This is a genomic window from Mesorhizobium sp. B2-3-6, from assembly GCF_006442305.1.
Lineage (GTDB): Bacteria > Pseudomonadota > Alphaproteobacteria > Rhizobiales > Rhizobiaceae > Mesorhizobium.
The window spans coordinates 111,185-134,589 of sequence record NZ_VFVW01000007.1 but is presented as its reverse complement, the minus strand read 5'-3'; the positions used below and the strand labels follow the sequence as shown (position 1 = coordinate 134,589).

The 23,405-nt window shown below is 63.5% G+C and carries 22 protein-coding genes; 6 read left to right on the top strand and 16 right to left on the bottom strand.

Annotated features, from left to right (window positions below; all coding sequences use genetic code 11):
• Position 1 precedes the first annotated feature (1 nt).
• Positions 2-1,564: an MFS transporter gene (locus tag FJ953_RS20725; protein WP_246671771.1), complete on the bottom strand. Its 1,563-nt coding sequence runs from the start codon at positions 1,562-1,564 to the stop codon at positions 2-4.
• Positions 1,565-1,707: 143 nt separating this feature from the next.
• Here FJ953_RS20725 and FJ953_RS20720 point away from each other — a divergent pair, with 143 nt between their 5' ends.
• From FJ953_RS20720 to msrB, 5 genes are all read left to right on the top strand, one after another.
• Positions 1,708-2,571, top strand: coding sequence for a LysR family transcriptional regulator (locus FJ953_RS20720; protein ID WP_140517537.1), 864 nt, complete (start codon positions 1,708-1,710; stop codon positions 2,569-2,571).
• Between the two features lie 65 nt (positions 2,572-2,636).
• Entirely contained in the window at positions 2,637-3,083 is a 447-nt protein-coding gene (locus tag FJ953_RS20715; RefSeq protein WP_140517536.1) for a GNAT family N-acetyltransferase, read from the top strand.
• Between the two features lie 7 nt (positions 3,084-3,090).
• Positions 3,091-4,281, top strand: coding sequence for a VWA domain-containing protein (locus tag FJ953_RS20710; protein ID WP_140517535.1), 1,191 nt, complete (start codon positions 3,091-3,093; stop codon positions 4,279-4,281).
• A gap of 24 nt (positions 4,282-4,305) precedes the next feature.
• The gene (locus tag FJ953_RS20705) at positions 4,306-5,103 is read left to right on the top strand and encodes an MBL fold metallo-hydrolase (RefSeq protein WP_140493101.1); all 798 of its coding nucleotides are present in this window, start codon (positions 4,306-4,308) and stop codon (positions 5,101-5,103) included.
• Positions 5,104-5,216: 113 nt separating this feature from the next.
• Positions 5,217-5,618 carry a peptide-methionine (R)-S-oxide reductase MsrB gene (msrB, locus tag FJ953_RS20700; protein ID WP_140525027.1) on the top strand — a complete coding sequence of 134 codons (402 nt, stop codon included), beginning with the start codon at positions 5,217-5,219 and terminating at the stop codon, positions 5,616-5,618.
• A gap of 63 nt (positions 5,619-5,681) precedes the next feature.
• Here msrB and FJ953_RS20695 read toward each other — a convergent pair whose 3' ends face one another.
• From FJ953_RS20695 to FJ953_RS20635, 13 genes are all read right to left on the bottom strand, one after another.
• On the bottom strand, positions 5,682-5,981 hold the full coding sequence (locus tag FJ953_RS20695) for a hypothetical protein (protein ID WP_140525026.1): 300 nt from the start codon (positions 5,979-5,981) through the stop codon (positions 5,682-5,684).
• A gap of 7 nt (positions 5,982-5,988) precedes the next feature.
• A complete protein-coding gene (locus FJ953_RS20690) occupies positions 5,989-6,429 on the bottom strand; it encodes a hypothetical protein (protein ID WP_140566798.1) in 441 nt (146 codons plus the stop codon).
• Between the two features lie 32 nt (positions 6,430-6,461).
• The gene (locus tag FJ953_RS20685) at positions 6,462-6,722 is read right to left on the bottom strand and encodes a DUF2312 domain-containing protein (protein WP_140493089.1); all 261 of its coding nucleotides are present in this window, start codon (positions 6,720-6,722) and stop codon (positions 6,462-6,464) included.
• 165 nt (positions 6,723-6,887) lie between these two features.
• Complete coding sequence (gene pyc / locus FJ953_RS20680; protein ID WP_140624967.1) at positions 6,888-10,346, bottom strand: pyruvate carboxylase; 3,459 nt, start codon at positions 10,344-10,346, stop codon at positions 6,888-6,890.
• Between the two features lie 273 nt (positions 10,347-10,619).
• Entirely contained in the window at positions 10,620-11,738 is a 1,119-nt protein-coding gene (locus FJ953_RS20675) for a branched-chain amino acid ABC transporter substrate-binding protein (RefSeq protein ID WP_140493083.1), read from the bottom strand.
• A gap of 137 nt (positions 11,739-11,875) precedes the next feature.
• Positions 11,876-12,223 (bottom strand): DUF6867 family protein, encoded by a 348-nt coding sequence (locus FJ953_RS20670; protein ID WP_140493080.1) that lies wholly within the window; start codon positions 12,221-12,223, stop codon positions 11,876-11,878.
• A gap of 17 nt (positions 12,224-12,240) precedes the next feature.
• A complete protein-coding gene (locus tag FJ953_RS20665) occupies positions 12,241-12,969 on the bottom strand; it encodes an ABC transporter ATP-binding protein (protein ID WP_140493077.1) in 729 nt (242 codons plus the stop codon).
• Complete coding sequence (locus tag FJ953_RS20660) at positions 12,969-14,471, bottom strand: ATP-binding cassette domain-containing protein (RefSeq protein ID WP_140624966.1); 1,503 nt, start codon at positions 14,469-14,471, stop codon at positions 12,969-12,971. The genes FJ953_RS20665 and FJ953_RS20660 overlap by 1 nt, the downstream gene beginning before the upstream one ends.
• On the bottom strand, positions 14,471-16,069 hold the full coding sequence (gene livM / locus FJ953_RS20655; protein ID WP_140624965.1) for a high-affinity branched-chain amino acid ABC transporter permease LivM: 1,599 nt from the start codon (positions 16,067-16,069) through the stop codon (positions 14,471-14,473). The genes FJ953_RS20660 and livM overlap by 1 nt, the downstream gene beginning before the upstream one ends.
• A 4-nt stretch (positions 16,070-16,073) precedes the next feature.
• Complete coding sequence (locus FJ953_RS20650) at positions 16,074-16,976, bottom strand: branched-chain amino acid ABC transporter permease LivH (protein ID WP_140493067.1); 903 nt, start codon at positions 16,974-16,976, stop codon at positions 16,074-16,076.
• Between the two features lie 335 nt (positions 16,977-17,311).
• On the bottom strand, positions 17,312-18,313 hold the full coding sequence (locus FJ953_RS20645) for a 4-hydroxyproline epimerase (RefSeq protein ID WP_140554899.1): 1,002 nt from the start codon (positions 18,311-18,313) through the stop codon (positions 17,312-17,314).
• 16 nt (positions 18,314-18,329) lie between these two features.
• Positions 18,330-19,643 (bottom strand): FAD-binding oxidoreductase, encoded by a 1,314-nt coding sequence (locus FJ953_RS20640; RefSeq protein WP_246674860.1) that lies wholly within the window; start codon positions 19,641-19,643, stop codon positions 18,330-18,332.
• A 27-nt stretch (positions 19,644-19,670) separates the two neighbouring features.
• Positions 19,671-20,564 carry a dihydrodipicolinate synthase family protein gene (locus FJ953_RS20635; protein ID WP_140560778.1) on the bottom strand — a complete coding sequence of 298 codons (894 nt, stop codon included), beginning with the start codon at positions 20,562-20,564 and terminating at the stop codon, positions 19,671-19,673.
• 116 nt (positions 20,565-20,680) lie between these two features.
• Here FJ953_RS20635 and FJ953_RS20630 point away from each other — a divergent pair, with 116 nt between their 5' ends.
• Positions 20,681-21,325 (top strand): GntR family transcriptional regulator, encoded by a 645-nt coding sequence (locus FJ953_RS20630; RefSeq protein WP_224518934.1) that lies wholly within the window; start codon positions 20,681-20,683, stop codon positions 21,323-21,325.
• Positions 21,326-21,410: 85 nt separating this feature from the next.
• Here FJ953_RS20630 and FJ953_RS20625 read toward each other — a convergent pair whose 3' ends face one another.
• Positions 21,411-21,710, bottom strand: coding sequence for a hypothetical protein (locus FJ953_RS20625; protein ID WP_140517526.1), 300 nt, complete (start codon positions 21,708-21,710; stop codon positions 21,411-21,413).
• Between the two features lie 188 nt (positions 21,711-21,898).
• Positions 21,899-23,395, bottom strand: coding sequence for a CoA-acylating methylmalonate-semialdehyde dehydrogenase (locus tag FJ953_RS20620; protein WP_140624964.1), 1,497 nt, complete (start codon positions 23,393-23,395; stop codon positions 21,899-21,901).
• Positions 23,396-23,405 lie beyond the last annotated feature (10 nt).

Sequence of the window (23,405 nt, the reverse complement as noted above, 5' to 3'; positions counted from 1 at the left end):
GCTAGGAGCGCACCTTGCCAGCACCCTGCGCAGGACGCCCGCTTCGCTGCTGCGGCGCGACATGTTTTGGACCGAAGATAGCAAAGCTGATGACGGCAAGAGCCAGAACGCCGATCCCGCTATAGAGCATGACCCAGCCAAAACCGTTGACCAGGGAGGCATGAACGATGGCGCCCGTCGGGTCGAGGGTCGCAAGCTTGGGCGAGTATTGCGCCAGGCCGTCGAGATTGCCGGCTGCGATCTTCTCCGCCAGGGCGCGCAGTTCGTTCGGGTCGATAGCCGTGCCGAATGCGTTGCGCAGATAAGAAACGATCCCTTGCGTCAGCAGCAGTCCCAGCACCGCGATGTTGATGGCAAGGGTGATCAGCCGCGCACTGATATCGATGCCGGACGCCATGCCGGCACGATCGGGTGACACCGAGCCGGTCGTGGTGTTGGTGGTCGGCGAATTGGTCAGGCCGATGCCGATGCCGGCGATCAGCGTGCCGGGCAGCATGGTCAGCCAGTTGCCCTCGAGCCCGGAACCTATCCACATGGCGATGAAACCGACCCCCAATGTCAACAAGCCGAGCGGGATCGCCACCCGCGCCTGATAGCGTGCCCGCAGGCGCTCGGCGATCGACGGCATCAGCATGAAAGGGAGCGTGTAGACGAGCAGCAACAGCCCGGTCGTGGTGCTGTCGTAACCGAGGACCCCCGAAAAATAGATCGGCAGATAGATGATGAACGGCCAGTAGCTGAAATTCATGCCGATGCCGCCCATGATCGCTCCCGAGAATTGGCGGATGCGGAAAACGGAGAAATCGAACATCGGATAGGGATTGATCTTCTCGGCTACGAGGAACGCGACGAAGGCCAGCACGGCCGCGCTTGCCACGCCGATGCGCGCGCCAGCGCCCAGATCGGCCCCTTGCGTGATCAGATAGGAGAAGCCGAACACCGCGAACGACAGTGTCAGTATGCCGGCCCGGTCAAGCTTCTGCGCGTTGCGATCGCGCGATTCGGTGACACCGGCGCCGATGAAAGCCAAGGCAAGAACGCCAAGCGGCACATGGATGAGGAACACCCATTGCCAACTCGACAGCGTCACAATCAATCCGCCAATGGCGGGGCCGAAGCCAAGGCCGATGCCCGAGACGACGCTCCAGGCGACGAAGGCCTTGCCGCGTTCACTGCCGTCTTGAAACTGGTGGGACAACACCGCCACGCTGCAGGTAAACATCGCTCCGCCCGCCAGGCCCTGAAGAAACCGGGCGATGATCAGCAGCGGAGCGCTCGTTGCGAGACCGCATAGCAGGGAGGCGAGGCCAAAGGCGACGGTGGTGCCCACCATCACGCGTTTGCGGCCGAGACGGTCGGCCAATGTCCCCGTCGCCATCAACACCGTGGTGCAGGCAATGGTGTAGGCATTCATGATCCATTGCAGATCCTTGAAATCAGCGCCAAGCACGGTTTCCAGTTTCGGCAGGATCACCGGGACGCTGGAGATTTCGAGGCCGAACAGCAGCGAGGCGAGGCAGACCCCCGCAAGAGCAACGGTGTTTCGGTCGATTGGAAACGTCATGTCGGTCACTTTCAGTCGGAGCATTCGGAAGTGGCTGCGAGCGTCGCTCTTCACACAGCGGTCGACATGACTTAAATGACCCCCCATCATGAAAAAAGACTATGCGTTTCTATTTCAGAAATGACAAAATGGAATGATTAGAGATGACCAGTCTTGACGTCGATGCCGTGCGGACCTTCGTCATGGTGGCCGACCTGCAGAGCTTCACGCGTGCGGCTGCCGCGCTGGGCAGCACCCAGGCGACGATCAGCGTTAAGCTGCGTCGGCTGGAAGAGAAGCTCGGCGCGCGTCTGATCGAACGAACGCCGCGCCGCGTGGCCCTCTCGGCAAGGGGAGCGGCTTTTCTCCCGGCGGCGCGTGAATTCCTTGCCGCCCACGAACGAGCCGTTACGGAATTTTCCGACGCGCCGTGTCGGCTTGCTCTCGGCTTTGTCGATCACGTCGCCGGGCCTGAGCTGTCCATATTGATAGCCCAGTTGCATGCCCATGATCCGTCGCTCGCGCTCAACATCAGGATCGATACGAGCTCCATGCTGGAGGAGGCTTTCGATCGCGGTGAGCTCGATGCGGTGATTGTCCATCAGGAAGACGACAGCCGCCGCGGCGAAGCCTTGTCGCGCACTCAATATGGCTGGTTCGCCGCCCCGGCCTTCGAATGGCGGCCGGGAACGCCATTGCGCCTGGCGCTGCTAAGCACCGTATGCAATTGCCCTGACCGCGTGAGAGCTGTCGAGACGCTGGATAAGGCAGGCATTGCCTGGAACGAGGCTTTCGTGGGCGGCGGCGGCGCAGCCGTCAATATCGCGGTGTCGGCCGGCTTCGCCGTCGCTGCGCTCGCCTACCGTGTCGCGCCGCCCGGCCTGGTCGAGGTGGGCCGCAAACTCGGCCTGCCGCCAATTCCCCCTTCCGAGATCGTTTTGCATTCGCACGGCTTGGCGCCAAGGGCACGAGAGGCGCTGCACATGCTCGCGACCGCTTTTCGCGAGTATAATTCGCCGGCGGGATAGGCAAGGGTGTTCCTGATCCCGATTCTGTTGGTATGGATTGGGTTCCAGACTTCAGAGGGAACGAAATGGCCGAGATCACTATCCGCCCGCTCACAGAATCCGACCACGCCGACTGGCGCCGGCTTTGGACCGCTTACCTTGCTTTCTACGAGACGAAGCTGCCCCAAGAGGTCTACGAGGTCACCTGGAAGCGCCTGTTCACGCAAGGCGAGTTCGAACCGAAGGGCTTTATCGCCGTCCTCGACGGCAAGGCTGTCGGCCTCACCCATTACCTGTACCATCGCTCTTGCTGGTCCGAGAAGAACAACTGCTACTTGCAGGATCTGTTCGCCGACCCCGAAGTGCGCGGCAAGGGGATTGGCGCTGCGCTGATCGAAGCCGTGAAGCAGGAAGCCGGCAAGATCGGCGTCAGGAACGTCTACTGGATGACGCACGAAACCAACACCACGGCGCGCAAGCTCTATGACTATGTCGCGCGCCGCACCGGCTTCATCGAATATGATCTTCTATAGATAGAAAATGTTCATCCCCTTGTTCCTCGAACTGAAGGCAGCGCGCGTTCCCGTTTCGCTCAGGGAATACCTGTTGCTGCTGGAGGGGTTGGAAGCCGGGCTGGTCGACTACGACGTCGAAGGTTTTTACTACCTCGCTCGCGCCGCGCTGGTGAAGGACGAACGCCATATCGACCGCTTCGACCAGGTGTTCGCGCATATCTTCAAGGGTGTGGAGGCGCTCAGCGGTCCGAATGCCGTCAACGTCGCTGATATCCCCGAGGAATGGCTGCGCCGGCTGGCCGAAAAGCACCTGACCGAGGAGGAGAAAAAGCTGGTCGCGGCGCTCGGCGGTTTCGAGAAGCTGATGGAGACGCTGAAGCAGCGGCTCGAGGAACAGAAAGGCCGCCACCAAGGCGGCTCGAAATGGATCGGCACTGGCGGCACCTCGCCTTTCGGCGCTTATGGCTACAATCCCGAAGGCGTGCGCATCGGCCAGCATGAGAGCCGCAACCGCCGGGCCGTGAAGGTCTGGGACAGGCGCGAGTTCGGGAATTTCGACGACGCCGTCGAGCTCGGCACCCGCAACATCAAGATCGCGCTGAAGCGGCTGCGCCGCTGGGTGCGTGAAGGCGCCGAGGAGGAGTTCGACCTGCCCGGCACCATCCACGCCACCGCCGAGCACGGTTATCTCGACGTCAAGACGCGGCCAGAGCGGCGCAACGCGGTGAAGCTTTTGATGTTCTTCGATGTCGGCGGCTCGATGGACGACCACATCAGAAGCGTCGAGGAATTGTTCTCGGCCGCCCGCGCCGAATTCCGCCAGCTCGAATATTTTTATTTCCACAACTGCCTCTACGAGGGCGTGTGGAAGGACAATCGCCGCCGCCATGCCGAGACGATCCCGACCTTCGATCTCCTCCACAAATATGGGCCTGACTACAAGGTGATCGTGGTCGGCGATGCCTCGATGAGCCCTTACGAGATCGCGCATCCCGGTGGCTCGGTCGAGCACTGGAACCCGGAGGCGGGCGCCGTCTGGCTCGGCCGTCTGCTGCGGCAGTGGCCGAACGCGGTATGGCTGAACCCCGAGAGCCAGAAGAACTGGGGGTTCACCCATTCGATCGCTATGATCCGCGACATGTTCGGCGGCCGCATGTTTCCGCTGACGCTCGCCGGACTGGAAAGCGCCACCAAGCAATTGTCGCGCAAGCATTGAGCCGGGAAAATGACGGGAGGTTCCATGACCTGTTTCCTCTGCCTGCAATGCGGTGTCCAGTTCGCGCAGAGCGAAGCGCCCCCACAGCACTGTCCGATCTGCGAGGACGAGCGGCAATATGTGCGCTGGGAAGGCCAGGCCTGGACCACACCGGAAGAGCTCGCGGCCGGGCATCGGCTTGTGATGAAGGGCGATGCCGGCGTTCTCGCCTTCGGCATCGAGCCGCGCTTCGCCATCGGTCAGCGGGCGCTGCTGACGCAGACGCCGCACGGCAACGTTCTGTGGGACTGCATCTCGATGGTGACCGACGAGGCGGTGGCCGAGATCAATCGCCGCGGCGGCCTTGCCGGGATCGCCATCTCGCACTGCCACTACTATTCGGTGATGGTCGAATGGAGCGAGGCGTTTGGCGGCGTGCCGATCTATCTCCATGACGACGACCGGCAGTGGATCATGCGGCCACACCCGTCGATCGTCAGCTGGCAAGGCGAGACACTGGACCTGAACCCGGCGTTGACGCTCATCCGCTGCGGCGGCCACTTTGCCGGCGGCCAGGTGCTGCACTGGAAGCGCGAAGGCGGCAATGCTCTCCTGGCCGGCGATATCTTGCAGGTGACGCCGACCCGCCGCCACGTCAGCTTCATGTACAGCTATCCCAACTACATCCCGCTCAATGCGGCCGCCGTGCGCCGCATCGCGGCCGCGCTGGAGCCTTTCACATTCGATGACATCTACGGCGCGTGGTGGAACCAGAACATTATCGGTGGCGCGAAACAGGCGCTGGCGGCCTCCGTTGCGCGCTATCTCACGGCGATCGCATGAGGATTGCAGAAGGCACGCTCGAAAATGCGGGCAAATCTCGTAACAAACGCCTATCTTGTTGCGAATAGACATTGCGATCAACAATGAGCCGTCAAGGCCGAGGAGTTTTCTGCATGGACACCCACACCTATCCTGTCACCCGCACCGACGCCGAATGGCGCGCCCGGCTGACGCCTGAGCAATATGCCGTCATGCGCAACCATGGCACCGAACGCCCGGGCAGCTGTGCGCTGCTTCACGAAAAGCGCGCCGGAACCTTCTTTTGCGTCGGCTGCGACCAGCCGCTGTTCGAATCCAAGCTGAAGTTCGAGAGCGGCACCGGCTGGCCGAGCTTCAACGACCCCGTTCCCGGTTCCATCGAGACCACGACCGACCGCAGCTACGGCATGGTCCGCACGGAATGCCATTGCGCTCGCTGCGGCAGCCATCTCGGCCACGTCTTCGAGGACGGCCCGCCGCCGACCGGGCTGCGCTACTGCATCAACGGCGTGGCGCTGAGATTCGAGCCGGCCTGAGCGAGGCCTCGCCAATGTTTTCTGCGAAGGGCGGCCTCGGCCGCCCTTTTTCGTGCAGCATTGTCAGACGACGACTGTTGCGATCAGCCAGAGCGCCGAACCCAGCATAGCAAGGGAGGCCTTGGCGCCACCGGTTCGCTCCGCCGTCCGCCAGACGGCCGAAGTCAGGAAGATGTTGTAGGGCACCGGCGCGAAATGCACCGCCAGCACAAGACCGAGCGGCATCTTCAACCCCAGCAGAATGAGCGCCGCCACGGACGATGCAACGTTGATCGCCGTGCCGACGAGCACCATATCGCGCCAGAACAGCCGGTCGAGCCGCACCTGGCCGTCCCAACGCGAGCGGAAGAAATCCGCGAGCATCGGCGGTCTATCCCTGTCCCAGAACTTCGGTGACGGCGCACTCGAACCGCGAGCATTCGGTCACCAGCCAGTCGGTCATGGCCGGCCAATTGTCCTCGGCAAAGCAGTTGACCCGCCACTGTGAATTGATGCCGAGGTTTTGTGCGCTCTGCTCCGGCCTGAGCTTCAGCCGTTCCTCGATCGCCGGCTGAAACGGCTTGAGGCGCACCCAGACGTCGGTTGCGCCAAGCTTCTCGTTACGGCCGAAGAAGACGCCGACCACATTCTCGCTCGGCGCCACATACATGGACAGCACCAGCGCGAATTCCGGCAGCCCGCGCTGCCAGAACCAGGGCCCTCGCCTCGCCAGCCGGGTTCTTTCTTCCGGGTGACGCCCGGCAAACAGCGTCCAGAAGCCGCGTTGGCGGAACTCTGAGGCCCTTCGGCCACCGAAGTCGAACTCACTCATCGCCGACCCCGGACATCACGAGATGCCTCGCCTTACACCATGCCGAGAGCGGCCTTGTAGAGGTCCAGGATGGACTCCTCCTCCTGGCGCTCGGCCTGGTCCTTCTTGCGCAGCCGGATGATCGCGCGCATCGCCTTGGTGTCGAAGCCGGTGCCCTTGGCCTCGGCGAACACTTCCTTGATGTCGTCGGAAATGGTCTTCTTCTCCTCCTCGAGCCGCTCGATGCGCTCGATGAAGGCACGCAACTGGCCGGCGGCAACAGTCTGGCTGGTCTCTGTGATATCGTCGGCCATGTTTTTCTCCAAAAAAATCGATGCTTCGCCGCGACTCGGCAACCGTGCCGCCGCAAATTTCTGCGGTTCGATGCCCGACCGGGGACGGCGGGTCAAGCGGTTATCGAACAGGCTGGCAGGGCTGCCGGCAGAAGCCGACAGTCTGTGGCTCTCTCTTGCGAGATCTCAATTGAAGGCGATCAGCAGGTCCTTGGCATCGATCTGGTCGCCGGCCTTGACCAGCACCTCGGCGACCGTGCCGTCACGCTCGGCATGCAGCGCCGTTTCCATCTTCATCGCTTCGATGGAGAGCAGGACGTCGCCGGCCTTGACCGCCTGGCCGGCGGCCACCGCGAGCGCCGAGACGACGCCCGGCATCGGCGCGCCGACATGCGCCTCGTTGCCGGGTTCGGCCTTGCGCCTTGCCTTCGCGGCGGACGCGCCATGTGCCCGGTCGGGCACCTTGACGCGGCGCGGCTGGCCGTTGAGTTCGAAGAACACGGTGACCATGCCCTTGTCGTCCACGTCGCCGATCGCCTGGCAGCGTACGACCAGCGTCTTGCCTTTCTCGATGTCGACGAACACCTCGTCTTCCGGCTTCATGCCGTAGAAATAGGTCGGCGTCGGCAGCACGCTGACGGGACCGTAGGTTTCCTGCGCGGCCGCGAAGTCCGAGAAGACCTTCGGATACATCAGCCAGGAAGCGAACTCGTATTCGCTGAGCTTGCGCTCGAGCTTCCGTTCGATCTCCTTGCGGCTGGCCTTGAGGTCTGCCGGCTTGAGCAGCGAGCCCGGCCGCGCCGTGATCGGCCTGTCGCCCTTCAGCACTTTCTTCTGCAGCGCCTGCGGCCAGCCGCCAGGCGACTGGCCGAGATCGCCGCGCAGCATTGAGACGACCGAGTCCGGGAAGGCGATATCCCTCGCCGGGTTCTCGACGTCGGCGACGGTGAGGTCCTGGCTGACCATCATAAGCGCCATGTCGCCGACCACCTTGGACGACGGGGTCACCTTGACGATGTCGCCGAACATCAGATTGACGTCATGATAGGTCTGCGCCACCTCGTGCCAGCGCGTCTCCAGCCCAAGCGAACGCGCCTGTTCCTTGAGGTTCGTGAACTGTCCGCCCGGCATCTCGTGCAGGTAGACTTCCGACGCCGGCCCCTTGAGGTCGCTTTCGAAGGCGGCATACTGGTTGCGCACCGCTTCCCAGTAGAAGGAGATCCTCCGGATCCATTGCGGGTCGAGCCCGGGATCGCGCTCGGTGCCCTTCAGCGCCTCGACGATAGAGCCGAGGCAGGGCTGCGAGGTATTGCCGGAGAACGCATCCATCGCCGCGTCGATGGCGTCGACGCCGCTCTCCACCGCCGCCAGAACCGTTGCCGCTGAGAGCCCCGATGTATCGTGCGTGTGGAAATGGATGGGCAGGTCTGTCGCTTCGCGCAGCGCCTTGAACAGCACGCGCGCGGCGCTCGGCTTCAACAGCCCGGCCATGTCCTTGACCGCTATGATATGGGCGCCGGCCGCCTCGAGCTCTTTCGCCAGCCCGACATAATATTTCAGGTCGTACTTCGCCCGCGCGGGATCGAGAATATCGCCGGTATAGCAGATCGCCGCCTCGATCAGCTTGCCCTCGGCGCCGACCGCGTCCATGGCAACGCGCATGTTCTCGACCCAGTTCAGGCAGTCGAACACCCGGAACAGGTCGATGCCGCCTGATGCCGCCTGTTTGACGAAATGCTGCACGACATTGTCGGGATAGTTGGTGTAGCCGACGCCGTTGGCGCCCCTCAGAAGCATCTGCAGCAGGAGGTTGGGCGCCGCCTCGCGTACCAGCGAGAGCCGCTCCCAGGGATCCTCGGTGAGGAAGCGCATGGCGACGTCGAAGGTGGCGCCGCCCCAGCATTCAAGCGAAAGCAACTGCGGCAGGGCACGCGCATAGGTGCCCGCTATGCCGGCGATATCGTGCGTGCGCACACGCGTCGCCAACAGGGATTGATGGCCGTCGCGCATCGTCGTGTCGGTGACCAGCACCTCTTTTTGCGAGCGCATCCAGGCGGCGAATTTTTCCGGACCGAGCACGTCAAGCTTCTGCTTGCTGCCGCCGGGCACATTGCCGTTGAGGTAGGGCACCACGGGTGCGGCGGCATCGGCTTTCGACTGCGGCCGGCCGCGCGTCTCGGGATGGCCGTTGACGCTGACGTCGGCAAGATAGTTGAGCAGCTTCGTGGCGCGGTCCTGGCGCTTGACCTGCTCGAACAGCTCCGGCGTCGTGTCGATGAACTTGGTCGTGTAGGAATTGTCGGCGAAGTTCGGGTGATTGATGATCGCTTCGAGGAAAGTCAGGTTTGTGGCCACGCCGCGGATGCGGAATTCGCGCAGCGCCCGGTTCATGCGTGCGATGGTCTCGGCCGGCGTCGGCGCCCATGCGGTCACCTTTTCCAGCAACGGGTCATAGAAGCGGGTAATGACCGCGCCCGAATAGGCGGTGCCGCCATCGAGGCGGATGCCGAAGCCGGTGGCGCCACGATAGGCGGTGATGCGGCCATAGTCCGGGATGAAATTGTGCTCGGGATCCTCGGTGGTGATGCGGCACTGCAGCGCGTGGCCGTTCAGCCTGATGTCCTTTTGTGCTGGAACGCCCGATTCCGGCGTGCCGATGGCGAAGCCGTCGAGAATGTGGATCTGCGCCTTGACGATGTCGATGCCCGTCACCTGTTCGGTGACGGTGTGCTCGACCTGGATGCGCGGATTGACCTCGATGAAATAGAACTTGCCGGTGTCGGCGTCCTGCAGGAACTCGACCGTGCCGGCGCCGATATAGCTGGTTTCGCGCGCGATCTTCAGCGCATGGCCGCACAGCTCCTGGCGCAGCTCCTCGCTGAGATAGGGCGCGGGCGCCCGCTCGACGACCTTCTGGTTGCGGCGCTGGATCGAGCAGTCGCGCTCGAACAGATGCACCGCATTGCCACTGGTATCGCCCAGGATCTGCACTTCGACATGGCGGGCGCGCTCGATCAGCTTTTCGAGATAGACCTCGTCCTTGCCGAAGGCGGCTTTCGCCTCGCGCTTGCCCTCGGTGACCTCGCGGGCGAGATCGGCCTCGGCACGGATGGCGCGCATGCCGCGGCCGCCGCCGCCCCACGAAGCCTTCAGCATCAGGGGATAGCCGATCTCCGTGGCAAGTTTCTTGACCGCCTCCATGTCGTCCGGCAACGGATCGGTGGCAGGAATGACAGGCACGCCGACCTCGATGGCCAGATTGCGCGCCGCGACCTTGTTGCCAAGCCGGCGCATCGTCTCCGGCTTGGGCCCGATGAAGGTGATCCCGGCTTCGGCACAGGCCTCGGCGAATTCGGGGCTTTCCGAAAGCAGTCCATAGCCGGGGTGGATCGCATCGGCGCCCGACAGCCTGGCGACGCGGATCACCTCCTCGATCGAGAGATAGCTTTCGATCGGCCCCATATCCTTGTTGAGGTGCGGCCCGCGCCCGACCTGGTAACTCTCGTCGGCCTTGAAGCGATGCAGCGAATATTTGTCCTCCTCGGCCCAGATCGCCACCGTTTTGAGGCCGAGTTCATTGGCCGCGCGAAACACGCGGATGGCGATTTCGGACCGGTTGGCGACGAGGATCTTCGTGATGGCCAAGGATTGGGCTCCAGCAGCGGAAGGGAAGAGCAAGCGGCGCCATGATTAGCGTGAAAATGCTGCAGTGCAAACAAAATTTGACGCGCGTTAAACCGATTTAAACCCGAGTCTTCGCCTTGAGCGTGGCCCCAAACGGCTGAACATCAGTGGAAAGCCGCCGCTGTCCTCAAAACGAGGATCTTTGCCAGATAATAAACGCGCGATCGCTGCTTCCGTAAAAGAAAATGCCCGGCGCGAGGCGCCGGGCATTCCGTGAAGTCAATTCGGACAGGCTTACATCTTCTGGACGTAGGTGTACTTGCCGTCGTCGCCCTTCTTCCACTCGTACATGACGTAGCCGGGCAGCGTCGGGTCACCCTTGGCGTCGTAGGAGAGGTCGCCGAGCACGGTCTTGAACGGACCCTTCTCATGCAGCGCCTTGGCAACTTCCTGCGGGTCGTTGGATTTGGCAGAGGTGGCTGCCTCGGCGATCGCCTGCATGGCTGCGTAGGCGTAGAGTGTGTAGGCCTCCGGCTCGAAGCCCTGCGCGCGGAACTTCTCGACCAGTTCCTTGTTGGCCGGGATCAGGCGCGGGTCCGGGCCGAACGTGTTGAGCGTGCCCGCGACCGCGTCGCCAGCGATCGAAGCCAGTTCGTTCGACACGATGCCGTCGCCGGAAACCAGCGTCGCCTTGAGGCCCTGGTCGGCCGCCTGGCGGATGATCAGGCCGGCTTCAGTGTGCAGGCCGCCCCAGTAGATGATGGAGACGCCGGCTTCCTTCATCTTGGCGATCAGCGCCGAGAAGTCCTTGTCGCCGACATTGACGCCTTCATACATGACTTCCTTCACGCCCTTGGCGTTCATAGCCTTCTTGGTCTCGTCGGCAAGGCCCTGGCCGTAGGTGGTCTTGTCGTGCACGACGGCGATCTTGGCGTCCTTGAAATTGGCCGCCAGATAACCGCCGGCGATGCCGCCCTGCTGGTCATCGCGTCCGCAGGTGCGGAACACGTTCCACAGGCCGCGCTCGGTGAACTGGGGGTTGGTCGCGGCAGGCGTGATCTCGACGATGCCGTTTTCCGCGTAGACTTCCGACGCCGGAATGGAGACGCCCGAGTTGAAGTGGCCGACCACGAACTTGACGCCGTCGCCGACGAACTTGTTGGCGACCGAGATGCCTTGCTTCGGATCGGAGACGTCGTCGCCGACTTCGAGCTTGATCTGCTCGCCGTTGATGCCGCCCGCCGCATTGATGTCGGCGACCGCCTGCTCCGCGCCCTTCTGCAACTGTGCGCCGAAGGCGGCATTCGGACCCGTGATCGGGCCAGCAACGCCGACCATTAGATCAGCCCACGCATTGCCGCTGAACGCGATCAGCGCGGTCAGGGCGACGGCGGACAAAAGTGATTTTTTCATTTAAACGCTCCCATTAACGGAGTGGGCGTGGATGAAGCTTTCATGCGATGCCCACCCTTATCGCAGAAAGCATAGTTTGCCGATTTTCAGGCACTTGTCACGCCGATTCATCCCCGAAACGGCGTTAATGATGAACGTCAACCTTTCGGTTTCCAGCTCAAGATTGAAGCTCTTTCGTAGAGCCAATTATACTGTGTCACCATCTGGTTGGTTCGTGTGTATTGATAGCCGACGAAGCCGAGGATCATCAGTACGATGGTGTCGACGACATAGTAATGCAGCGAGAACATCGTGCCGTTGAACAGCGCATGATGGATGAAGCGGATGCCGATGCCGAGACCCAGCAGATAGGCGAACAGCTGGACGAAGCTGCGCCAGGTCTGGGCGCTGGCCTTGCCGGTCATCCATGCCGCCCAGCCGCCGAGCAGGCAGGTGACGAAGAAGAACTGCCAGATGGACGGTTCCTCGTAGAGAATGCCTTGCATGGTAAGGACTCCTGAACTCAGTGATGGCCGCCTTCGAGATAGGCGGCGCGCACTTCCGGGTTGGCGAGCAGTTCCTTGCCGGTGCCGCTCATGGTCACATTGCCGTTGACCATGACATAGCCGCGCGTCGCCAGCTTCAGCGCGCCGAAGGCGTTCTGCTCGACCAGGAACACGGTCAGCCCCTGCGTGCGGTTCAGCTCGCGAATGGCATCGAAGATCTGTTTGACGATCAGCGGCGCAAGACCGAGCGACGGCTCGTCGAGCAGAAGCAGCTTCGGCCGCGCCATCAGCGCGCGCCCGATCGACAGCATCTGCTGCTCGCCGCCCGACAGCGTGCCGCCGCGCTGGGCGATGCGCTCCTTCAGGCGCGGGAACAGTGCGAACACCTTCTCGACGTCCTCGTCATAGTGCTTGAGGTTGTCGAGGCTGGCGCCCATCTGCAGATTTTCCATCACCGTCATGCGCGGGAAGATGCGCCGGCCTTCCGGCGACTGGGCAATGCGCAAGCGCGCGATCTCGTGCGTCGGCAATTGGGTGATGTCGGCGCCGGCGAAGGTGATGGTGCCCGCGCGGGCGCGCGGCGCTCCAAAAATGGTCATCATCAGCGTCGATTTGCCGGCGCCGTTGGCGCCGATCAGCGCCACGATCTCGCCCTCGTTGACGGTGACGTCGACGCCGTTCAGCGCACGGATGTTGCCGTAATAGGTCTGCACGCCCTTGATATCGAGCAGCGTCTTCCCGGCCATCACTTGCCCCCTCCGCGCTTGGCCCGAACGGGCTTGCCCGCTCCTGTCGCGGGCTTTGCTGCCTGCTTACCGGAAGCATGGCTCGTCGCCACCTTGCCGGCGTCGACGCGGCGCGAGAATTCCGTGTCCTTGCCCTGGCTAAGCAGCGTGGCCTGCTTGACCCATTCTTCGCGGGCGATGCGTCCGTCAAAGGCGAGATACGCTTCGACGGCCTCGACATCGGCCTTCTTCCAGGCGCCGATCTGGTCGAAGTGGAAGATGCCGTGTTCGTTGAGCTTCTTCTCGTTGACCGCGCCGATCCCCTTGATGCGGGTGAGATTGTCGGCCTTGCCGCCGCGGGGCGCCGCCAGGCGGTTCGAGATGCCCGCGGCCTTCGCGGCCGGCGTCTTGGCCCCTGTCTTGACACTCGCCTTGGTGGCCGGCTTCGCCACCGGCTTGGTCCGCGAAGCAGGTGCTGGCGCGACAGCCTTGGCCGCAACGCTCGCCGCCCGCGCATCGACCTGCGCCGCCTTCGAGGCGCCCTTCGACACCGTGATGCGCTCGCCTTCGCTGTGGCCGACCGTGTCGCTCACCGGGCCGGCGAGATAGGACGACGATGTTCCCGGACCATGCGCGGCATCGGGACCGGTATCGAGTTGCTCGATGACGTCCTCGTCGCCGACTTCGGTCAGCACGGTCTCGACCTCCTCGTCGTCGACGCCGAGATAGGCGGCGATGACGCGCGGATCGGTGCGCACCGAGTGCGGATTGCCGTCGGAGATCTTGCGGCCGTATTCCAGCACCACGACGTGATCGGAGATCTGCATGACCACCGACATGTCGTGCTCGATCAGCAGGATCGAGGTGCCGGTGTTGTTCTTGATGTCCATCAGCAGGTCGTTGAGCGCGGCCGATTCCTTTGGATTGAGACCGGCGGCGGGCTCGTCGAGGCACAAAAGCTCCGGGCCGGTGCACATGGCGCGCGCGATCTCGAGGCGCCGCTGCGCGCCATAGGGCAGGTCGCCGGCCGGATCGTCGGCGCGGTCGACCAGATCGGCTTTCTCAAGCCAGTGCTTGGCAAGTTCGACGGATTCGGCCGAGGCCTTGCGGTAACCGCTGAAGCCGAACAGGCCGAGCACCGTATAGCCCGAAGCCTTCATCAGCTTGTTGTGCTGGGCAACGAGCAGGTTCTCGAGCACCGTCATGCCCGAGAACAGGCGGATGTTCTGGAAGGTGCGCGCCACCTTGGCGCGCGCCGGGATCTCATGGTTGGGCAACCGTTCGAGCAGGTAGATCGAGCCGTCCTGCCGGGTGAGCGTGATCATGCCTTCCGACGGCTTGTAGAAGCCGGTGATGCAGTTGAACACGGTGGTCTTGCCGGCGCCGTTGGGCCCGATCAGCGCGGTGATCTCGCCGCGCCTGGCGGTGAAGGACAGGTCGCCGATCGCGACCAGGCCGCCGAACTTCATCGACAGGTGTTCGACGTTCAGGATGGCGTCGTTCATGGAGGGGTTCGCGTTCATCAGCCGTGCCCCTCCTTGGTGAAGGAACTGGAGACAGCCCTTCGCACCTTGAGGAAGGCGGTCGGCTCACGGCTGCCGACGAAGCCGCGCGGCTTCCACAGCATGACGATCACCATGGCCATGCCGAACAGCAGCATACGGTAGAGTTCCGGCGTGAAGTCGGGTCCGAAGACCTGCTTGAGGAAGTCGAGTTCGCGCAGCACCTCGGTGCCGCCGATCATGACCAGAGCCGCGACGGCAATGCCGACCAGTGATCCCATGCCGCCAAGCACGACGATGGCCAGGATGATGGCCGATTCCAGGAAGACGAAGGATTCGGGGCTGACGAAGCCTTGCCGGGCGGCGAAGAACGAGCCGGCAAAACCGCCGAACATGGCGCCGGTGGCAAAGGCGGTCAGCTTGGTGGTCGTGGTGTTGATGCCGAGCGAGCGGCAGGCGATCTCGTCCTCGCGCAAGGCTTCCCAGGCGCGGCCGACCGGCATGCGCCTCAGCCTGACCGTGACGAAGGCGGTGAGCAGCGCCAGCCCCAGGATGAGGTAATAGAGGAAGATCTTGTAATAGGCGCTCGATGTGGCGATGTTCAGCACCTTGCCGATGTAGTTCGGATCCGAGACGTTGAAGCTCATCAGGCCGAAGAAGGTGACCTTCGGGATGCCGGAAATGCCGGCCGAGCCATTGGTCACCTCGCGCCAGTTGATGATCACCAGCCGGATGATCTCGCCGAAGGCAAGCGTCACGATGGCCAGGTAGTCGCCGCGCAGGCGCAGCACCGGAAAGCCGAGCAGCACGCCCCAGAAGGCGGCCATGGCGCCTGCGGCCGGCAGGAGGATCCAGAAGGAGAGGCCGTAATGCGTGCCGAGCAGCGCATAGGCATAGGCGCCGACGGCATAGAAGGCGACATAGCCGAGGTCGAGCAGGCCGGCCAGGCCGACGACGATGTTCAGCCCCCAGGCCAGCATGACATAGATCAGGATCTGGATGCCGAAATTATCGACCCATTTCAGCGACCCTTGCAGCCCGCCGACGAGCGACCACGACATCAGCGACAGCATGCCCACGACAATGATCGGATAGAGCACCAGTGCGGCGATGCCGAGTTTTGTGAAGTTGGCATGGATGAAGCCGCGGAAATAGTAGATCACGCAAGCCAGCGCGTAGATGACCGCAAGGGCGCGCAGGAATTGCAGATAGCCGGCCGGCTCCGCCCCTACCCAGCCGGCGAGAGACCTGCTGAAGACGAACAGCAGCGCCGCGACGATGACGGCCACGATGAAGGCTGGAAAGAGGAAGAAGCGCGACGCCACGCTGGCCGGCAGCAAGCCGGTGGCGACGTCGGCGATCTTCTGGTTGGCCAAAAAGGGCTGGCCGTAGGCGACATAGAGGAAGCGGCCGACGGCCGTGGCGATGACCACTGCGGCGAGCAGGCCCCAGCGCTGCACCAGGATCAGCTCGTTTGAGATGTTCTGGTCGGTCTTGAGCCCGATGAACAGCATGAACAGGCCGAGCGCGATGGCACCGGCATAGAAGGCCTCGCGCAAGGCGCGCTGCATGGGCGTGGCTGCGACGGTGTCGCGCTCGGGAGATACGGTGACGGCCATGATCTCAGACCTTTTCGACTTCTGGCCGGCCGAGAATGCCGGAAGGCAGGAAGATCAGCACGATAGCCAGGATCGAGAAGGCGGCGACATCCTTGTAGTCGATCGAGAAATAGGCCGACCACATGCTCTCGATGAAGCCGATCAAAAGGCCGCCCAGCACCGCGCCCGGCAACGAACCGATGCCGCCCAGCACCGCTGCGGTGAATGCCTTCACGCCGGGCACGAAGCCGTCCGAGAAGGCGATGACGCCGTAATACATCAGGAACAGCGTGCCGGCGACGGCGGCAAGTGCCGCGCCCATGATGAAGGTGATCGAGATGGTGCGGTCGACATCGATGCCGAGCAGCGCCGCCATCTTGCGGTCCTGCTCGCAGGCGCGCTGCGCCCGGCCAAGCGAGGTCTTGTTGACCAGGTACCAGAACAACACCAAGAGCAACGCGGTGACGACGACGATGATGATCTGCTTCAGCGACACGCTGATGCCTTCGATGTTGTAGACCTTCGACACCATCGGCGGGATCGGCTTGTTGCGCGGGCCTTGCGTCACCTGCACGAAATTCGACAGCGCGATCGACATGCCGATGGCGGTGATCAGCGGCGCCAGCCGGAACGAGCCGCGCAGCGGCCGGTAGGCCACCTTCTCGATCGTCCAGTTGTAGAGGCTGGTCAGCAGCATCGCCACGATCATCATCACCAGCAGCGCGATGACCACGGGAACCGAATAGAACAGGGCACCCAGGATGAGGAAAACGATCAGCGCCGTGAAAGCGCCCACCATGAAGATATCGCCATGAGCAAAGTTGATCATGCCGATAATGCCGTAGACCATCGTGTAGCCGATCGCGATCAGCCCATAGATCGATCCCAGCGTCAGCCCATTGATAAGCTGCTGGACAAAATACTGCATGTGTACATGGCTCCCCTGGAATGTCGCCCATGCAGACGCATTCCTTTTCGTATTTCCCCTAGTCGTAAAGTTTCGAGGCGGGATTGCAACGTCATTTTTTGATCGTCATGCGTGTTTCCGACTGCACGCCGTTCGATTGCCCGTTTTTTCGCACCCGCCCCCTGGACTATCGCGGACCCTATCATTGGCATAACGCAATGTCTTTGACGATTAAGCGTCATCATGCGCTCCATTTCGAAGAAATCGCCGTCAAAATAAGTTGATGAGACGATTCGTTGCGCTCGTGACAGCAATCCTTTTTGTCCTTCCCGACCTTCCGCAGCGTGATGAATCGCCTATTTGACGACGAAGCCGTGCGCGAACGGATCGCGGTCATCGATGAAGATCGTGTTGAGCCCGGTCATGCGCGCCCAGCCGCCGATCGAGGGAATGATCGCCGGCTTGCCTGCGACCGTGACGTCTTTTTCAACCTTGCCCTTGAACAGCGAGCCGATGATCGATTCATGGACGAACGCATCGCCGGCCTTGAGCTTGCCCTTGGCATGGAGCTGCGCCATGCGTGCCGAGGTGCCCGTGCCGCACGGTGAGCGGTCGATCGCCTTGTCGCCGTAGAAGACCGCGTTGCGCGCGTCCGCACCCGACACCGTCGGCTCGCCGGTCCACAGCATGTGCGACAGCCGGTTGATGCCCGGATTCTCCGGATGCACGAAAGAGTATTTCTCGTTGAGCCGCTGCCGCACCACCGGGCTCCAGGCGATGAGGTCGCCCGCCGAATGGTCTGCCATGTCGCGATAGTTTTTCTGCGGCTCGACGATGGCGTAGAAATTGCCGCCATAGGCGACGTCGACGACGATCTCGCCGAGCCCGGGGCATTCGACCGTCAGGCCCTCGGCATGGAGGAAGGAGGGCACGTTGGTGATGCGCACCTCTTCGACATATTCGCCGACCTGTTTGTATTCGGCGATGACCAGGCCGGCCGGTGTGTCGAGCCTGAGCACGCCGGGCGTCGTCGGCTTGATCAGCCCGTGCTCGATGGCCATCGTCACCGTGCCGATGGTGCCGTGGCCGCACATTGGCAGGCAGCCCGAGGTCTCGATGAACAGGATGGCGATGTCGCAATCCTCACGCGTCGGCGGGTAGAGGATCGAGCCGGACATGACATCGTGGCCGCGCGGCTCGAACATCAGGCCGGTGCGGATCCAGTCATATTCGGCCAGGAAATGTGCGCGCCGCTCCATCATCGTCGAACCCTGGAGCAGCGGGCCGCCGCCGGCGACAAGCCGCACCGGGTTGCCGCAGGTGTGGCCGTCGATGCAGAAGAAGGATTTCCTGGCCATGACGCTCCTCGAAAAATCAAAACCGTTGTGGACTGAAGGGGGCCACGTCGATCGGCGGAGTCTGCCCCAGGACAAGCTCGCGGATCAACCGTCCCGTCGCAGCAGCCTGGGTCAGGCCAAGATGGCCGTGGCCGAAAGCGTAGACCACCGGCCGGCTTCCCGATGCGCGGCCGACGACAGGCAATGAATCCGGCAGCGAGGGACGAAACCCCATCCATTCGCGTCCGCCCGAAGGATCGAGGCCCGGCAGGAAGTCTTGCGCCTTGCGCAGCAGCGCCTTCGAGCGCGCGTAGTTGGGCGGCCGCTCGATGCCGCCGAGCTCAACCGCGCCGCCGATGCGCAGGCCCGTGTCGAGCGGCGTGATCACGAAGCCTTGGCCGGAGAAGATCAGCATCCGCTTCACGTCGAAGGCGGCCTTTGGCAACGTCGTGTTGTAGCCGCGCTCGGTTTCGAGCGGAATGCGGTCGCCGAGCTGCCGCGCCAGCAGATGCGACCAGGCGCCGGCGGTGACGACCAGGTGCCGGGCTTGCCGCGTCGTGCCGTCGGCCAGGGCCAACGTCGCGCCGTTCCCGTCCGCGGCGACGCCGGCGATGCGGGCCTTCTCGAACCGCGCGCCCTTGGATTGCGCATAGTCCCAGATCGCCTTGCCGAGCAGTTTTGGATCGGCGATTGTCTTCCAGCCCGGCACGAACGTGCCTTTGCCGAAGCGCGGCGACAGGCCGGGCTGCAGCTCCGCCAGCTCCTCGCCGCCGACATGGCGGAAGCCGATGCCGAAGCGCTGGCGCGCCGCCCAGCCGGACAGCGAGGCCTGGAATTCGGCCTCGCTTTCGTAGAGTTCGAGCGAGCCATCCTCGCGCAGCATCCGCCTCGTGCCGGAGCGGTCGAGCAGGCCCATCCATTCGGCCTCGGCGAGCGCCATCATTGCGGCCTGCGCCACCAGGCCAGCCTCGTAGTGCTTCGCCGAGCCGGCACGCCAGAAGCGGATCAGCCAGGGCAGCAGCTTCGGCAGGTAGGCGGGCGGGATGGCGAGTGGGCCGAGCGGATCGGCCAGCCATTTCGGCAATTGCCGGAGCATGCCCTTGTGCGCCAGTGGCAGCACGTCGGAAAAGGCGAAGGCGGCGGCATTGCCGGAGCTCGTCTCCTCGCAGATGCCGGTGCGGTCGTAGACCGTGACGTTTCGCCCCGCCTCGGCAAGAAACGCCGCCGCGCAGATGCCGATGATGCCGCCGCCGACGATGGCGATATCTATTTCTTCTCCCTGTTCACGGGGAGAAGACGCCCGCAGGGCGGGGCGCCGCCGCGCTTCCATCGATTTGGAACTTCCTGTCACCTGGGCGCCGCCTCTCGGAAGAAAGCCTCAGAACGCCGGTAGTGTCGGCCGCACCGCCAGTGCGTCCTTGACGATCTTCTCGACCGCCTTGCGGCGCTCGCCCGACAGCGGCTGGCGCGGCATGCGGACGCGGTCGTTGGTTTGAATGGCGAACACCTCGGCAAGCTTGATGTTCTGCACCAGATAGGTCGAGACGTCGAGATCAAGCAGCGGCCGGAACCAGCGATAGATGGCGAGCGCCTCTTCGCGGCGGCCCCGCTGCATCAGCTGGTAGATCGCCACCGTCTCGCGCGGGAAGGCGGTGACGAGACCGGCCACCCAGCCGATGGCGCCCACCGACAGCGCCTCGAAAGCGAGATTGTCGACGCCGGTAAACAGGTCGTAGCGGCTGCCCAGGCGATTGATGATCTCGGTCGAGCGCCTGATGTCGTCGGAGGATTCCTTGATGGCGACGAAGCGCTCGTCCGACGCCAGCTCCTCCATCTGGTCGACGGTGACATCCACGCGGTAGGCGAGCCGGTTGGAATAGATCATGACCGGCAAGTCGCCGGCCTCCGCGACGGCGCGCAGCGCCGCCACCGTCTCTTCCGCATTGGTATGGTAGATCGGGCTGGGCACCACCATCAGGCCGTTGGCGCCTTCCTTGGCGGCGCGGCGGGCGATGCTGGCGGCCTCGCGTGTCCCGGCCTCGTTCACCGTCAGCAGCACCGGTTTCTTGCCAGCCACCTTCTGCGCGGTTTTCAGCACTTCAATCTTTTCGTCATGGGACAGCATCGGCCCTTCGCCGAGCGATCCGCAGACGATGATGCCGTCGCAGCCGGCCTCCATCTGCAAGCCGAAGCAGCGCTCCATCTCGGCATGGTCGAGGCGGTCGTCCGTGGTGAATTTAGTCGTGACGGCTGGGAAAATTCCGGTCCACATGGTCATCGCTCCTCTGATATATCAGCCGTATATCTATTAAGAAAGCCGCTGTCAACACGGATTCTCCTATGATATATGCAAAATATATCAGGAGACTGCCTTTGATATCCATGCAAATGAGCGCTGCGTTCGAGCCGGCTGCGACCAAGGCCTACCGCATGCTCGAGCATATGATTGTCACGCTCGAACTGGCGCCGGCGAGTTTCGTCACCGAAGGCGGCCTGATCGAGAAGCTGGCGCTCGGCCGTACGCCGGTGCGCGAGGCGATCCAGAGGCTGGCTTGGGAAGGACTGCTTGACGTGCGGCCGCGCGCAGGCATCGCCATCGCGCCGCTGCACCCCGGCGACTGGCTGCGCGTCCTCGACGCGCGCCGCGGCGTCGAGGTGGTGCTGGCCCGCTCCGCGGCGCGCTTCGTCACCCGCGACGCAGCCGACCTCTTCCACGATGCCGCGCTTGCCATGCAGAAGGCTGTCATCTCCGGCAACGTGCTTGCCTTCATCCAGGCCGACAAGACGCTGGACGAGGCGCTGGCGCGGGCTGCCGACAACCCGTTCGCGGCCAGGCTGGCTGCCCCGCTGCAGACCCACAGCCGCCGCTTCTGGTTCCGCTACAAGGCCGATACCGGCCTGGCGGAATCGGCCGAGCATCACGTCGCGCTGATCCGCTCGATTGTCGACGGTGACGAGGAAGCCGCCGCGAAGGATGCCAAGCGGCTGATGGCATTGCTGCGCGCCCATGCCGAGGCGGCCGCCACACGTTGAAGCATACCGCCCGACACCGACCTCGGTTCAGGACAGTGCATGCCCAAGCCTACGCGTCGCCTGAACCGCTTCGACGCGATGAGGCTCAGGCTCCTGGCAAGGCCGCCTTGATCGTCGGGCTGTCCCAGCCCTCGCCGACCGACAGGATGCAACTCTGGCCCTTGGTGTCGGAGGCGAGGACGGTCCAACTGCCCTGTTCGGAAACGAACACCTCAAGCACCACGTTGGGATTGATCAGGCCACGCCCGGCCTCGCTTTCGTGGAAATTCTCGCCGAGCGCCTTGACGATGTCGGCGCGTGCCGCACATTGGCCGGCTGCATTCGCCGGCCCTATCGATAGCGCCGCCGCGGCGCATAGCAGCATGGACATGAGACGTTGTGCCATCGGACACCTCCTTGCGCCCGACGATGCGATGCTAACGGTCAGCCGTCGGCGCTCTGGTTGCCTGCCATGCCTCCTCCAAGGGCAGGATCGTAGCTCTAAGTCCTGGCGCCCTCGCCGGTTCCATCACATTAGCGTTTGCAAAATAAACGGCCCGAGCCAGGGGACTCGGGCCGTAGATTTTTGGGTGGTCAGTTCATCGTGGGGATGACGAACTCGGCCCCGTCCTTGATGCCGGACGGCCAGCGCGAGGTGACCGTCTTGGTCCTGGTGTAGAACCGGAACGCGTCCGGACCGTGCTGGTTGAGATCGCCGAAGGACGACGCCTTCCAGCCACCGAACGTGTAGTAGGCGATCGGCACCGGGATCGGCACGTTGACGCCGACCATGCCGACCTGCACTCTGGAAGCAAAGTCTCGCGCGGCGTCGCCGTCGCGCGTGTAGATGGCGACGCCATTGCCCATCTCGTGGTCATTGGCGAGCTTGATGGCGTTCTCGTAGGTCGGCGCGCGCACCACCGACAGCACCGGCCCGAAGATCTCTTCCTTGTAGATGCGCATGTCCGACGTGACGTTGTCGAACAGGCAGCCGCCCATATAGTAGCCGTTCTCGTAGCCCTGCATCCTGAAGCCGCGACCGTCGACGACCAGCTTGGCGCCTTCCTTGACGCCGATATCGACATAGCCCTTCACCCGCTCCAGCGCCTGAGCGGTGACCAGCGGGCCAAAATCGGCGGCGGAATCCGTCGAGGGGCCGACCTTCAGGCTTTCGACGCGCGGCACCAGTTTTTCCATCAGCCGGTTGGCGGTGTCGTTGCCGACAGGGACCGCCACCGAGATCGCCATGCAGCGCTCGCCGGCCGATCCGTAGCCGGCGCCGATCAGTGCATCGACGGTCTGGTCCATGTCGGCGTCGGGCATGATGATCATGTGGTTCTTGGCGCCGCCGAAGCACTGCACGCGCTTGCCTGACGCAGTGCCGCGCGAATAGATGTAATGAGCGATCGGCGTCGAGCCGACGAAGCCGATAGCCTTGATATCGGGGTCGTCAAGGATGGCGTCGACGACTTCCTTGTCGCCGTTGACGACATTGAGGATACCGGCAGGCAGGCCCGCCTCGATGAACAGTTCGGCGATGCGGATCGGCACGCCCGGGTCGCGTTCGGAGGGCTTCAGGATGAAGGCGTTGCCGCAGGCGATCGCCGGCGCGATCTTCCACAGCGGGATCATCGCCGGAAAGTTGAACGGCGTGATGCCGGCGACGACGCCGAGCGGCTGGCGCATCGAATAGACGTCGATGCCGGGGCCGGCACCGTCGGTGAATTCGCCCTTCATCATGTGGGGCGCGCCGATGCAGACCTCGACCACTTCGAGGCCGCGCTGGATGTCGCCCCTGGCATCGGCGATGGTCTTGCCGTGCTCGCGCGCCAGGATGTCGGCCAGTTCGTCATAGTCGCGGGCGACCAGTTCAAGGAACTTCATAAGGACGCGCACGCGGCGCTGCGGGTTGGTCGCGGCCCATTTCGGCTGCGCCGCCTTGGCGTTCTCGACCGCCGCGCGCAGTTCCGCCTGCGAGGCCAGCGCCACCGTGCCGCGCACAGAGCCGTCCATCGGCTGCATCACGTCCTGCTTGCGACCGCTGGTGCCGGCGACACGCTTGCCGCCGATGAAATGACCGTATTCGATCATGATGTCTCTC